This window comes from Actinoplanes teichomyceticus ATCC 31121 (assembly GCF_003711105.1).
Classification (GTDB): Bacteria; Actinomycetota; Actinomycetes; order Mycobacteriales; family Micromonosporaceae; genus Actinoplanes; species Actinoplanes teichomyceticus.
This window is the reverse complement of record NZ_CP023865.1, coordinates 4,763,383-4,775,766: the sequence shown is the minus strand read 5'-3', so window position 1 is coordinate 4,775,766 and position 12,384 is coordinate 4,763,383. Positions and strand designations below refer to the sequence as shown.

Below are 12,384 nucleotides of genomic sequence, written 5' to 3'. Positions count from 1 at the left end.
CTCAGCGGCCCCGGGTCCCGACCAGCTCCAGCAGGTCGCCGGAGAGGTTGCTCAGGTGCGTGGCGGTCTGCTTGGTCTGCACCGCGGTGGCCTCGGTCTCCCGGGACACCCGCGCGGTGTCCGAGGCGGCCACGTTCACCTGCTCCACCGCGGTGGTCTGCTGCTTGGTGGACAGCTCGATCTCCCGGGTCGCGTCGTTGGTGGTGGCCACCAGCTGGGCGATCTGGCGGAAGGCGTTGGTGGCGTTGTCGAACTGGCGCGCCCCGGTGTCCACCGCCTTGGCGCCGATCTCGGTGGCCATCACCGTGGTGTTGACCGCGCCCCGTACGTCGTCGATCAGCGCCCGGATCTCCTTCGCCGACGCCGCGGTCCGGTCCGCCAGCTTGCGGATCTCCTCGGCCACCACGGCGAAGCGCCGGCCCCACTCGCCCGCCCCGCTCGCCTCGATGGTGGCGTTGATGGCCAGGATGTTGGTCTGCTCGGCGAGCTCCCACACCAGGTCCACGACCACCCCGATCTGCTGGGACTTCTCGCCCAGCGCCAGCATGTGCTGGACGATCTGGTCCACCTGGGTGCGGATCGCGGTGATCGACGCCCGGGTCTCCTGAATCGTCGCGTCCCCGTTGCGGGCCGCCGACTCGGTGTCCTCGGCGATCTTGGAGACCCGCTGGGCGCTGTCGGCGATCTGCCGGGAGGTGATCAGCAGCTCGTTGATCGTGGTGGTGATCTCGCTCATCGCGCTCGCCTGGTCCCGGCCGCCGTTGACCTGCTGTGCGGCGGCGGCCTCCAGCTGCGCCGACGAGCTCTGGATGTGCCCGACCGCGGCCCCCACCTCGCGGCGCAGGTCCCGGCTCAGCCGCCAGGCCACCAGGATCGCGGCGCCGGTGGTCGCCAGGCCCAGCGCGACGATCGCCAGGATGGCGATGGTGGCCTGCCGCGACGACTCGCGCCGGTCGCTCTCCACGTCGCTGCGGACCCGGGTGTTCAGTTCCTCCAGCGCGGCCTGCACCTGCCTGCGCAGCTGCAGCGCCGGGGTGCCGTACTCCTGAGCCGCGGCCAGCGGGTCCTTGGCGCGGGCGCGGGCGGCCATCGCGGTGTCGACCGCCGCCGCGTGTTTCTCCTCGGCCTCCGCGACCCGGGTCAGGATGGACCGGACCACCGGGTCGTCGCTGGTCTGCATCTGGCTCAGCTGGTCGCGGAACTCGGCGCGGTCCTGCGCGGTGTCGTCGGCGAACTGCTGGGTGCCGAAGAGCAGGTAGCCGCGGTAGTCGGCGAGCCGTCTCTCCATCAGGCGGTTGAGGTTCTCCGCGCCGGTCAGCTCCCGGGTGGCCGCGGCGATCACCCGGTCCTTGGCGTTCATCACGAACACCAGGCAGATCGCGGACAGGACCACCGACAGCAGGGTCAGGGCGCTGGTGATCCCGACGCCGATGCCGAGCTTGCGGCCGAATGTGGGTCCGGTCATCATGGGCTCACCTCCGAGTGCTCATGCCCGGCCGTCCGGTGGGCCAGGGCGCGGGTGGCCGGCACGTCGACGATCGGCCGGTCGCCGTCCGGCAGCCGCACCATCCCGCGCAGGCAGCCCGGGGCAGCCGACGCCCCGGAGCCGTCCACGACGTCGGCGGCCGGCACCCGGACGTGGTGGTCGAGCTGGTGGAAGGCCAGCGCCAGTGGCGGCGTCCCGGCGGCCAGCACCAGCCAGCGGCACTCCTCCACGACCGGATGGCCGAGCAGGGTGGCCAGGTCGTAGACCGGGACCACCACGCCGGCGAACCCGGCCAGCCCGCGCAGCGCCGGCACCGGGGTGGGCAGCGGCGTCACCGGGCGATCCGGGTAGAGGCCGGAGGTCTGGGACAGGCGCAGGGCGTACGAGCGGCCGCCCACCGCCACCGCGAGCAGCTCCACGGTCTCGTGATCGAGGGTGCGGGCCGGCACCGCGAACGAGTGGTCGAAGTCGCTGCGCAGCCGCTCCACCCGCGACCGGATCTGCTCGGTCATCGGCGGCTGCCCTCCCCGGTCGTGGCGTCCAGCTCGGCCCGGCACAGCGAGGTGAGCGCCAGCCGGCCGAACCCGCCGCCGAACAGCGTGATCCGCTCCTCGCTCTCGCCGGGCAGCAGGTCGAGCGCGGCGGTCAGCTCGGTGGCCGCGGCCCGCGCGTCGCCGCGCCGCCGGGCGAGCAGCCCCAGCCGCAGCCGGGGCATGGCGAACCCGGGATCGAGGTACGCCGCCAGCCGGTACTGCCCGGCCGCCTGCTCCGGGTCGTCGACCTCGTGGCAGACGCCGAGCAGCTGGTGCACGTCCGGGTCCGGCCCGTCGGAGTCGATCAGCCGGTGGGCGGCGTCCCGGGCCTGCGCCAGCCGGCCGCCCTGGGCCAGCAGCACCCCGTACAGCAGCAGATCGCGGCGGTGGCCGTGGGACAGCAGCGCGGGGCTCAGCTTGAGGGCCTCGGCGAACCGCTCGTCGCGCAGCAACTCCAGCACCCGCGTCCGGACGTCCGCCGGGGCCGCGGGGGCCGGGGCCGCCGGGACTGCCGGGGCCGCGGGGGCCGGGGCCGCCGGGACTGCCGGGGCCGCGGGGGCCGGGGCCGCCGGGACTGCCGGGTCAGGAATGGGGGCCGCTGCGACTGCAGCCGCGGGGGCCGGGGCCGCCAGGACTGCCGAGGCGGTGCGAGGGGCGGGGCCGCCGGGACTGCCGGGGTCGCGGGGGCCGGGACTGTCGGGGCCGCGGGGGGCGGGGCCGCCGGGACTGCCGGGGTCGACCGGGCCGCCGGCGCTTGCGGGGCCGCGGGCGCCGGGCGGGGCGGGGGCCCGCCGCGCACCGCCGGCTGCCCGACGACCACGCGCCGGTAGTACACCGTGTCGCCGAAGTGCTCCACGGACAGGCCGGCCGGATCGCTGCCGAGCGAGTCGGTGTGCCCGAGGAAGAGCGCGCCACCGGCGGCCAGCGAGTCGGTGATCCGCCGCAGCAGGCCGCCGACGGTGGCCGGGGTCAGGTACATCAGCAGGTTCCGGCAGAAGATCACGTCGTACCGGCCGGGCTGCCAGACCAGCGGCTCGTCCGGACCGGCCACGTTGTGCTCGACGAACTGCACCGACGCGGTGATCTCCGGAACCACGCGGAAGCCGTCGTCGGTGCGCCGCAGCCACCGGGCCCGGACGTCCGGCGGGGTCTCCCGCAGCGACCATTCCGGGTAGACCGCCCGCTCGGCCCGGCGCAGCATCTGCGGGTTGGCGTCGAGCCCGAGCACCGACACGATCCAGTCCTGTCCGGGACGCGCCCGGTGCGCGGTGATGGCCAGGGAGTACGCCTCCTCGCCGGAGGAGCAGCCGACCGAGAGCAGCCGCAGGGCGCGCTGCCCGGCCCGGGCCGCGATCCGTTGCGGCAGCACCCGCTCGGCGAGCGCGCGGAACTGGTCGCCGTGCCGGAAGAAGTAGGTCTCGGTGATGCTGAGCCGCTCGGTGAGCCGCTGGATCTCCTCCGGCCACTCCCGCCCGGTAAGCCGGCTCAGGTAGGCGTTCTCGGACAGCCCGTGCGCGGCGGCCCGCTCGGCGAGCACCGGCCGGACGGGCACCGCCGCGTTGCCGGCGCTGGTCCAGCCCAGCCGTCGCTCCAGGATCTGGCGGAACCGGACGATCGGCGGATCGGTGTTCCTCACGTCGGCGCTCCCGCCCCGGCCTCCAGCGCGGCCGCCTCCCACACCTCGTCCGGGACGGAGCGGATGCTGCGCAGTACCAGCAGCGGCTCGGTGCCGACGGTGCCGACCGCCGCGACCAGCGCACGTGACGCGCCGGTGAACAGCGTGCTCGGCCCGTCCGGCGCGGTGGCGTGGACGGTCCGCACGCCGAGCACCGGGCCGGTCGCGCAGGCCACCGGGCCCGGCCCGCCCCGGACCGCGACGTAGCGATCGATATCGGACGTGGTCCCGGTCAGCAGGCGGGCCACGTCGATCACCGGAGAGGGTTCGCCGCGCAGGATGGTCAGGCCCGCGACGTACGGCGGGGTGCCGGCGAGCGGACGGGTGGGCAGTGGCCGCATGGTCTCGACGACCTCGTCCAGGGAAATCGCGCAGAACAGCGGGCCGGCGCGGAAGACCAAGGCGACGAGTCCGGCGTCGAGCGCCGGAACCAGCGCTTGTCCTTGCTGCCCCACGCGATCAGGCTAGTCTCACTCCGGCCGGGATTTGCGAGCTTCGCTCGCTTTGGCCCGATGTTTCGGTCACCACGGGTGACCTGCCGCTCGCGGTCCGCGGTCGCCCGCGGTTCACCCTTCCGGTACGACCCACCCGTCCCGGGCCGGCCACCGAGCCCCGCCGCGCGGGATCCCGCGCCGGCCGGCCGCCGCACGGGCCGGTGGTGAGGTGGCCGGCTCCGGCGCGCAGCGCCGCCCTCCGCCGCGCACGCCGGAGCCGGCCGGCTCCCCTCGCCGGGTTCAGTCCTTCGGCGCCCACCACGTCGGGATCAGGTTGTCCTCGTCCCGTTTCGCCTCCCGGCGCGACCGCTGGCTGCCGATCCGCCACCCGGTCAGCGGCAGCCCGGTGCGCCCGGCGCCGGCCGGGGGCCGCCCGGCGTACGGCTCACCGTCCCGGCCGACCGGCGCCCCGCCCGCGTACGGCTCGCCGTCCCGGCCCACCTCCGGCCACCCGGCCGGGGTCGCCCCGGTGACGGCCGGCGCCGGTGGGGCCGGCTCGGCCGGCGCGGCGGACACCGCGGGCGCGGTGGCGGTGTCCGGCCACCACCGTGGCCGGCGCCGCGCGCCCAGATCCTCGGCCCAGCCGAACAGCACCACCGCCACCGCGGTCAGCGCGAACGTCACGCCCAGCGTGACCGGCTTCTCCAGACGCCCCAGATCGTCGAAGGCCAGGAAGGTGAGCACCGGCCAGATCGCCGCGATGGCCAGGTTGTGCCACAGGTATACGGTCACCGCCCGGGCGTTGAGCAGGGTGACCGCCCGGTCCAGCGGCCGGATCCGGGCCAGCCAGCCCATGCCCGGCTGCCAGCGCAGCGCCAGCAGCACGAAGGCCAGCGAGTAGAGCGACTGGGACTCGGAGACGTCGTTCAGGTCCCAGGCGTCCTCGCCCTGGTGACCGTTCTGGTACTGCAGCGCGGCGGCGCCGAGCACGACCGCCAGCAGGACGACGGTGGCCGGGCTGAGCCGGCGCAGCCGCCCGTCACGGTGCGCGAAGCCCATCAGCCAGCACGCCGCGTAGGTGACGAAGTCCCACATCACCACGTCGGCGGCCTCCGGCAGTCCGAAGCCGGTCCGGTCCAGCAGCACGATGGCCGCGATCGGCGCGATGACCAGCAGCCAGCACGCCGGGCCCATCCGCTTCCAGGCGAACCACAGCACCGGCGAGAGCAGCACGAACCAGACGTACGCCCGGATGTACCAGAGCGGCTCCCACGCGTCGATGCCCAGCTCGCTGCCGGGCGGGTCGCCCAGCGGCAGGATCCAGAAGGCCAGTTTCCATGGGGTGAAGGGGTGTTCGCCGTCCTCCTCCCGCGCCCAGCCCAGGTAGATCATCACCGGGACGGCGACGAGCCCGAGCAGCCACAGCGGCGGCAGCAGCCGGCGCAGCCGGGACGTGACGACCCGGCCGGCCGGGCGTTTCTCCAGCGACGCCGCCGTCAGCGATCCGGCCAGCGCGAACATGACGCCCATGGCGGGCATCACGATGGACAGCCAGGACCAGCCGAAGAGGTGGTAGACGATCACCCGGACGATGGCTGCGGCACGAAGCAGGTCCAGGTATCGGTTACGCACCGGGGAACCGTAGCCACGGGCCCCGAGGCTCCGGGACAGCCGCGCGGTCGGCAAGAACGCCTTACCGGATTACCCCGATAGCGGGAAGACTGCCCGATTCCGGTGCGACTGTGCGACGCGTGCGTCCCGGGTCGACCCGCTTTTGCCCAGCTCAGGCCGTACGCATCAAAGGTCTTCGAAGTTCTGGCACCCGATCCCGGGCGTGGCGGTGAAGTGACCGCCACCCGTCTGTGACGTTGGTCAACTCCGGGAGCGCCCCGGGCCGGACCGGGGCGCGCTGAGGAGGGGAATCGACGAAGTATGCGTAAGCCTCTGGTTGTGCTCGGCGTGGCCGCCGCCCTGATCACGGGGGGCGTCGTCGCGACTCGCGCGCTGGCGCAGGAGCCACCGGACGACTCCGCGGGCGTCACCGCCTCAGGGCTCCCGCTGTCCGGCGGCGACCGGCCCGCCGGCTCGCCGCCCGCCGGCCCGGACGCCGGCCCCGCGATCAGCCCACCGGCCGCCGCCGGCACCCCGGCGCCGCCGCTCGACGCGCCGCCGGCCGCGCCCGCGGACCCCCCGGCCGACGCGCCGACCCGTTCGCCCGCCGACGCGCCGACCCGCTCGCCGGCCGGCGGCCCCGCCCGTGTCCTGGTCGACCGGGCGCCGGCCGAGCGGCCGGCCGAGACCCGGATCCGACCCGTCGTGCGGCCCCGCAACGACGTCGCCGGCGCGGCGGTCGACCCGATCGCCGCCTCGCACACCGCGGTCACCGCGCGCAGCGTCTCGTCCAGCCCGCGCTCCCCGGTCCAGCAGCAGATTCTGGCGCTGGTCAACCGGCAGCGCGAAAGATCCGGCTGCCGCCCGGTCACCCTCGACCGGCGGCTGATCGAGGCGGCCAACCGGCATGCCGCGGACATGGCCCGCCGTGAGTACTTCGAGCACACCTCGCCCAACGGCGACCGCGCGGGGGAGCGGGTCAGCGAGGCCGGTTACCACTGGCGCTGGTACGGCGAGAACATCGCCCGCGGGCAGGAGAGCCCGTGGGAGGCGATGGACGGCTGGATGAACAGCCCGCAGCACCGCGAGAACATCGTCGACTGCCGGCTCGACGAGATGGGTGTCGGCCTGGCGCTCGACCGTGACCGGACGCCGTACTGGGTCCAGGACTTCGCCACCCCGAAGTAGGCCGAAACGCGACTCCCCGTGAGTGGAGGTCGCCTCGAAGCACATCCGGACGGGACGCCACCGACATCCCGGTTTCATGTCACCGTCCCTTCCCCTGATCCGGCCGGTGGGGCCGCTGTGCTTCGATGTGCCCAAGACACTCCTGGGGAGGATGTGATTTTGGCAGTGAAACGTGTTACCGCGCGTCTCACCACGGCGGCGCTGGCCGCCGTGGTGGGCGGCGGACTCGGCGCGTTCGCCCTGGCACCGGCCGGCGCCGGCGCCGCTACGCGGACCGCGCCGGTCACCGCCACGGCGGCCACCACGGTGGTCACCCGGGCGGCGGCCTCGTCCTGCGCGACCGGCAAGTACCAGAAGCAGGTCGAGGGCTATCTCAAGCGGCTGGGTGGCTACGGCACGGTGACGGTCGACGGCAAGCAGTCCGCCGCGGACTGCACGGCCATCGTCAAGTTCCAGAAGCGGTTCGGCATCCAGCCGGCCAAGGGCCTCGCCGGACCGACCACCTACGACGTGGCCAAGCGACTGGCGACGACGAAGACCTCGGCCTGCAAGCCCAAGAAGAAGGGCGTCACCTTCTGTGTCGATCTGACCCGTCAGACGACCTGGGTGATGAAGAACGGGAAGCTGTCGGTCAAGCCGACCGTCACCCGCACCGGCATGGACGACTACGAGACGCCCGCCGGTACCTTCAAGATCAACAAGCGGACCAGGAAGGAATGGTCCGACCCGTACGAGGTGTGGCTGCCCTACTGGCAGCGCTTCATCGGCGGGCGCGGGTTCCACCAGACCACCACGTACCTCCACGACAAGTGGCGTGGCTCGCACGGCTGCGTCAACCTGCTTGAGCAGGACGCCAAGAAGTACTGGAGCATCGGCAAGATCGGCATGACGGTGAAGGTGTTCGGGCGTCGTCCCGGCACCTGATCCGGACCGCCCGGCCCGGGCCGCCCCCTTCGCGGGGCGGCCCGTTCGTCGGTGCGCCCCGGTGCTGCTGACCACCTCCGGGGGACTGCCCGGCGCCGACCGCGGCGCTGCTGGTCGACGGGCTCAGCGCGGTCCCGGCCGCGCTCACCTGACAAGCGATGACCCCGGCCTTCGGGGTGTCCGCGGCGGTCGGCATCGTCTTCGGCGTCGTCCCCGCCCAGCTAGCCGGCCGCTGGATCGGGTGGTGGCGCTGCGATTCCCCGCCCAGCGGGCCGGCCGCCTGGATCCGGTGATGGCGCTGCGAACCGGATGAGGCACTCTCTGCCCCATGAGACGCGTGCCCGCCCCCCTGCTGGTCCTGGCCGCGATCGCCTCGGTGCAACTCGGCAGCGCGATCGCCCGGACGCTCTTCGACGACCTCGGCGCGGCCGGCGTCACCTTCCTGCGCCTGGCCCTGGCCGCGCTCATCCTCGGCCTGCTCACCCGGCCCGACCTGCGCGCCTGGTCGGCCGCCGCGTGGCGCGCCGCCGCCCTGCTCGGCGTGTTCATGGCCGGCATGAACCTGATCTTCTACCTGGCCATCCGGACCGTCCCGCTGGGCACCGCGGTCACCGTCGAATTCCTCGGCCCGCTGCTGCTCGCCCTGGTGCAGACCCGCCGCCTGGTCGACCTGTGCTGGGCGCTGCTGGCCGGCGCCGGGGTGCTCCTGCTCGGCCTGCACTCGGGCGGCTCCGCCCCGCTCGGCGGCCTGAGTCTGGCGCTGCTCGCCGGGCTGTGCTGGGCCGGCTACATCGTGTTCAGCGCCCGGGTCGGCGCGCTGATCCCGGGCACCGGCGGGCTGGCCGTCTCGCTCGCGGTCGGCGCCGCGCTTGTCGCGCCGTTCGGGCTGGCCGGGGCGCACGCCGTCGCCGACCACCCGCACCTGCTGCTCGGCGGCGTCGCGGTCGCCCTGCTCTCCTCGGTCATCTCGTACGGCCTGGAGCTCAACGCCCTGCGCCGCATCCCCACCCGGGTCTTCGGCATCCTGATGAGCCTGGAACCGGCCGCCGCCGCGCTGGCCGGCCTGCTCGTGCTCGGCCAGCGGCTCGGCCCGGTCGAGGTGGCCGCGCTGCTGCTGGTCACCCTCGCCAGCGTCGGCGTCACGCTGGGGCGCCGGTCCGCGCCGCAGCGCGAGAGCGTGCCGGTGTGAACGGCTCCGCACGGGTTCGCGCCGTACCGGTGACGGCCGTCGCACGTCCACGTACCGCGGTGACGGCCGTCGCACGTCCACGTACCGCGGTGACGGCCGTCGCACGTCCACGTACCGCGGTGACGGCCGCCGCACGTCCACGCACCGCGGCGACGGAGCCCCGCCACGGCAGCACGCCGGCGTGCTGCCGTGGCGGGGCGCCTACCTCTCGCCGATGATCGGCTGCTCGGCGGTCCGCTCGTCGAGCGCGTCGGACGCGGCGGCTTGTCGTTCGGCGGTCTGCCTTTCCGCGGCTTGTCGTTCAGCGGTCTGTCGTTCAGCGGCCTGTCGTTCGGCGGTCTGCCTTTCCGCGGCTTGTCGTTCAGCGGCCTGGCCTTCGGCGGTCTGGCTTTCCGTGGCTGGCTGTGTCTCGCCGGCTGGCGGCCCGCTCGGGTCCGCCGCGCCGCGGCCGCCCAGCGGCGTCCGGATCTCCTCCGCCCGCCGCGGATAGGGCCCCCACCCGTCGCGCAGCACGTGAATGTAGACCGCCTCCAGGCACACACCGATCCGCTCCACCAGATCGGTGTCGTCCGCGGCGCCCAGCCGGATCGCCCGCGCGAAATGATCCAGCGCCTCCATGTGCCGGCCCTGGTCGAACGCGCTGCGCCCGGCGTTCTCGTGCACCACGCTGAGCACCGCCGCCGGCACCTCGGAGTCGACCGCCCGCTGGAACAGCCGGTCCGCCTCCCTCCAGTCGCCGCGCAGCCGAAGCACGTGCGCCAGCTCCGCCTGGGCGATCACCATCGATTGCTCGTCCTGCGCCGACTCGGCGTGCGCCAGGGCGAGCCGGCTCGCCGCGGCGGCCATGCCCAGCTCGCCGAGCAGGCGGTAGACCTCCGCCCGTACGCTCAGCAACCCCGCCTTGACGATGTTGTCGGCCTCGTCGGTGAGCGGCCCGTCGAGGCGTTCGCCCAGTTCACGCAGGGCGTCACGGTCGTCGACGACCTCCCGGAGGGTGCCGCCGTCCAACCGCCAGCGGATGGCGTCCAGATCGGCCGCGGACAGCGGCAGGTGTTTGCCGAGATCGTTCGCCTGCCGCGGAGGGTCCGCAGCCCGGTCGCCGTCCGCCCGCGGAACCCCGGCGTCCCGGTCGCCGTCCGCCCGCGGAACCCCGGCGTCCCGGTCGCCGTCCGCCCGCGGAACCCCGGCGTCCCGGCCGCCGTCCGTCTGCGGATTCTCCGCGGTCTGCTGGCCGTCGGTCCGCGGAATTCCCGCGCCCTGGCCGGGTTCGGTTCGCGGAGACGCTGGGGCCTGGCCGGCGTCGGCTCGCGGAGACCCGGCGGCTCGGTGGGCGTCCGCGTGCGCGAACTCCGCCGCCCGGTCGCCATCCGCCGATGCCGCGCCCTTCCCGGTACGTCCGTCGCCGCCGCGCGCCACGTCGCCCGCCGTCGCGTCCACGGCCTGTCCGTTGCCGCGCGACGCCCCGCTGCCCACCGCGTCCGCACGCGCCGACCCGTCCCGGGGCGCCGCACCGGCCGCCCCCTTGCCGCCGCTCTCGCCGGCATCCGCACCGCCCGCTGCCGTGGCCGAGGGCGTCGCCGGCGTTTTGGCCACGAACCAGCCGCTGCCGAACGCGGTGTCGGTGTACCGCCGCGGCTCCTGATCCGGTCCGGACACCGTCAGCCGGGCGATCGGCTTGAGGTTGTGCCAGGTGCCGTCCGGATCCATGTACGGCGCCGGCTCCTCGCCCGTCACCGGGCCGCCGCTGGCCATCGCTGCTTCCGCATCCGTCGCCGTGCGGGTGCCGGGTGCCGCGGTGTCTCCGCTCGTCGCCGTGCGGGTGCCGGTTGCCGCGGTGTCTCCGCTCGTCGCCGTGCGGTCGCCGGGTGCCGCCGGCTGCCCGGCCGTCGCCGAGTGGATGCCGGTTGCCGCCGTGTCTCCGTCCGTTGCCGAGCCACGGCGGGTCGGCGCCGGCGCGGCAGGCCCGCCGGAACCGCCGCGCTGCCCGGTCCCCGGAGCAGGCGTCTGCTGGCCGCCTGCGGTAGCGGGCCACACGGACGTGCCGGCGGGCGCCTGCGTCGCAGTGCCGTCGCCTGCCGTCGCGGGCCGCGCGCTCGAGCTGCCGGTGGACGGCCCCGCGGAACCGCCAGCGACAGCCCCCGGTTGCGGGTCGCCGTCAGCCGGCGCGGGCCGTGGCTCCGGGCCGGCTGTCGCCGGCTGCGCGCCATCGCCGGTCGGCGCCTGGTGCGGATCTCCGCCGCCGGTCGGCGGGTACGCTGGGCCCTCCGCCTGCCGCCCGGATCCGCTGGCCGCCCACTGCGCGGAAACATCGATGGGGGTACGCGGCACCGGGACAGCGCCGGCCGGGGCACGGTGGTCGCCGCCGAACCCGGCGGATGGATCACCCACCGGCGGCCGGCCGCCGGTGACGGTCGACTCCGGTACCGGCCGAGGCGCCGGCAGCCATGCCCTGCCCGGTGCCGGGGACACCGGCCGTTGCCCGGCTCGCGGGCCCCAACCGTCATCCGGTGACACGATCTGCGGAAGCTCGCCCGTCGGCCCGTCCCCGGATGGATATCCGCCCCGCGGGGCCCCGGACACCGGCTGCCCTGGGGCACCGCTCCGAGCCGTGGCGTGCGGCCCGGCCGCCCACGGCCCTGCGGCGGTGTCCGCCTGTCCCGCGTACCCATGCCGGGTGGCCGCCGCCTGCTCCGCAGCCGACACGGCCGGCGCGGTGCCACCGGGCGCCTGAGCGGGAACGGGTCGATCGGCGGCCCACGGTGCGGCGGCGGCCGCCGGTGGCTCCGAGGCAGTGGGCATCTGGTCCGGACCGGGCCGAGCGGCGGCCCAGGAACCGGCGGGAGAGGTCGGCTGCCCGACGCCCGGTCGTCCGGCAGCCCACGGTCCCACCGGGTGCGCGGCGTCGCTGGGCGTCTGGCCGGGGGCGGCGCTGTCGGTGGCCCACGGTTCGGCGGCAGCTGCCGGATGCTCGATGCCCGGTGCCTGTCCAGCAGCCCACGGTCCCGGCGGTGTCCGGTAGTGGATCGGCTGCCCCTGCTCGGTGGGTGCCGACCGCTCCGCGGGCGAGACCGGCTGCGGAGCAGCCTGCCACGGAACGTGCGGCCGGTGACCCGGCTGATCGGGTGCCCACTGGGCAGCCGGGGAGACCGGCTGGGCGGCATCGGCCGCGGTGGCGCCGGGCGCGGTGGTGTCGGGTGGGCCGCTGACTGCCGCGGTGGCGCCGGGCGCGGTGGTGTCGGCTTGGCCGCTGGCTGCTGCCGTGGCGCCGGGCGCGGTGACGATGGGCTGGCCGGTGGCTGCGCCCGGTGCGGACGCGGTCGGCTGTCCGAAGTGCGGCGTGACCG

Annotated in this window: 10 protein-coding genes and 1 pseudogene; 4 read left to right on the top strand and 7 right to left on the bottom strand. The window is 75.2% G+C overall.

The window, feature by feature from the left end; genetic code table 11:
• Nucleotide 1: 1 nt before the first annotated feature.
• The 6 genes from ACTEI_RS21090 to ACTEI_RS21065 all read right to left on the bottom strand — a co-directional run bounded on the left by ACTEI_RS21090 (nucleotide 2) and on the right by ACTEI_RS21065 (nucleotide 5,760).
• Nucleotides 2–1,465: a methyl-accepting chemotaxis protein gene (locus tag ACTEI_RS21090; RefSeq protein WP_239082433.1), complete on the bottom strand. Its 1,464-nt coding sequence runs from the start codon at nucleotides 1,463–1,465 to the stop codon at nucleotides 2–4.
• Nucleotides 1,465–1,998 (bottom strand): chemotaxis protein CheW, encoded by a 534-nt coding sequence (locus ACTEI_RS21085; RefSeq protein ID WP_122979220.1) that lies wholly within the window; start codon nucleotides 1,996–1,998, stop codon nucleotides 1,465–1,467. Before ACTEI_RS21085 ends, ACTEI_RS21090 begins: the two co-directional genes overlap by 1 nt.
• The gene (locus tag ACTEI_RS37835; protein ID WP_122979219.1) at nucleotides 1,995–2,480 is read right to left on the bottom strand and encodes a hypothetical protein; all 486 of its coding nucleotides are present in this window, start codon (nucleotides 2,478–2,480) and stop codon (nucleotides 1,995–1,997) included. The genes ACTEI_RS21085 and ACTEI_RS37835 overlap by 4 nt, the downstream gene beginning before the upstream one ends.
• Nucleotides 2,432–3,655, bottom strand: a complete 1,224-nt coding sequence (locus ACTEI_RS21075; RefSeq protein WP_122979218.1) for a CheR family methyltransferase — start codon at nucleotides 3,653–3,655, stop codon at nucleotides 2,432–2,434. Before ACTEI_RS21075 ends, ACTEI_RS37835 begins: the two co-directional genes overlap by 49 nt.
• Nucleotides 3,652–4,149: a chemotaxis protein CheW gene (locus ACTEI_RS21070; RefSeq protein WP_122979217.1), complete on the bottom strand. Its 498-nt coding sequence runs from the start codon at nucleotides 4,147–4,149 to the stop codon at nucleotides 3,652–3,654. The genes ACTEI_RS21075 and ACTEI_RS21070 overlap by 4 nt, the downstream gene beginning before the upstream one ends.
• Nucleotides 4,150–4,428: 279 nt before the next feature.
• Nucleotides 4,429–5,760, bottom strand: coding sequence for an acyltransferase family protein (locus ACTEI_RS21065; RefSeq protein WP_122982306.1), 1,332 nt, complete (start codon nucleotides 5,758–5,760; stop codon nucleotides 4,429–4,431).
• A gap of 300 nt (nucleotides 5,761–6,060) precedes the next feature.
• On the opposite strand from ACTEI_RS21065, the gene ACTEI_RS21060 reads away from it, so the two are divergent.
• The 4 genes and pseudogenes from ACTEI_RS21060 (at nucleotide 6,061) to ACTEI_RS21045 (ending at nucleotide 9,040) form a co-directional block, all read left to right on the top strand.
• Nucleotides 6,061–6,927: a CAP domain-containing protein gene (locus tag ACTEI_RS21060; RefSeq protein ID WP_145830999.1), complete on the top strand. Its 867-nt coding sequence runs from the start codon at nucleotides 6,061–6,063 to the stop codon at nucleotides 6,925–6,927.
• A 165-nt stretch (nucleotides 6,928–7,092) separates the two neighbouring features.
• On the top strand, nucleotides 7,093–7,851 hold the full coding sequence (locus tag ACTEI_RS21055) for a L,D-transpeptidase family protein (RefSeq protein WP_239082434.1): 759 nt from the start codon (nucleotides 7,093–7,095) through the stop codon (nucleotides 7,849–7,851).
• 101 nt (nucleotides 7,852–7,952) lie between these two features.
• Nucleotides 7,953–8,164, top strand: a pseudogene (locus ACTEI_RS21050) (hypothetical protein); the annotation flags it as partial.
• A 15-nt stretch (nucleotides 8,165–8,179) separates the two neighbouring features.
• Complete coding sequence (locus ACTEI_RS21045) at nucleotides 8,180–9,040, top strand: EamA family transporter (RefSeq protein ID WP_122979215.1); 861 nt, start codon at nucleotides 8,180–8,182, stop codon at nucleotides 9,038–9,040.
• A gap of 201 nt (nucleotides 9,041–9,241) precedes the next feature.
• On the opposite strand, the gene ACTEI_RS37215 is transcribed toward ACTEI_RS21045, so the two are convergent.
• Nucleotides 9,242–10,792, bottom strand: coding sequence for a hypothetical protein (locus ACTEI_RS37215; protein ID WP_145831000.1), 1,551 nt, complete (start codon nucleotides 10,790–10,792; stop codon nucleotides 9,242–9,244).
• Nucleotides 10,793–12,384: the final 1,592 nt, after the last annotated feature.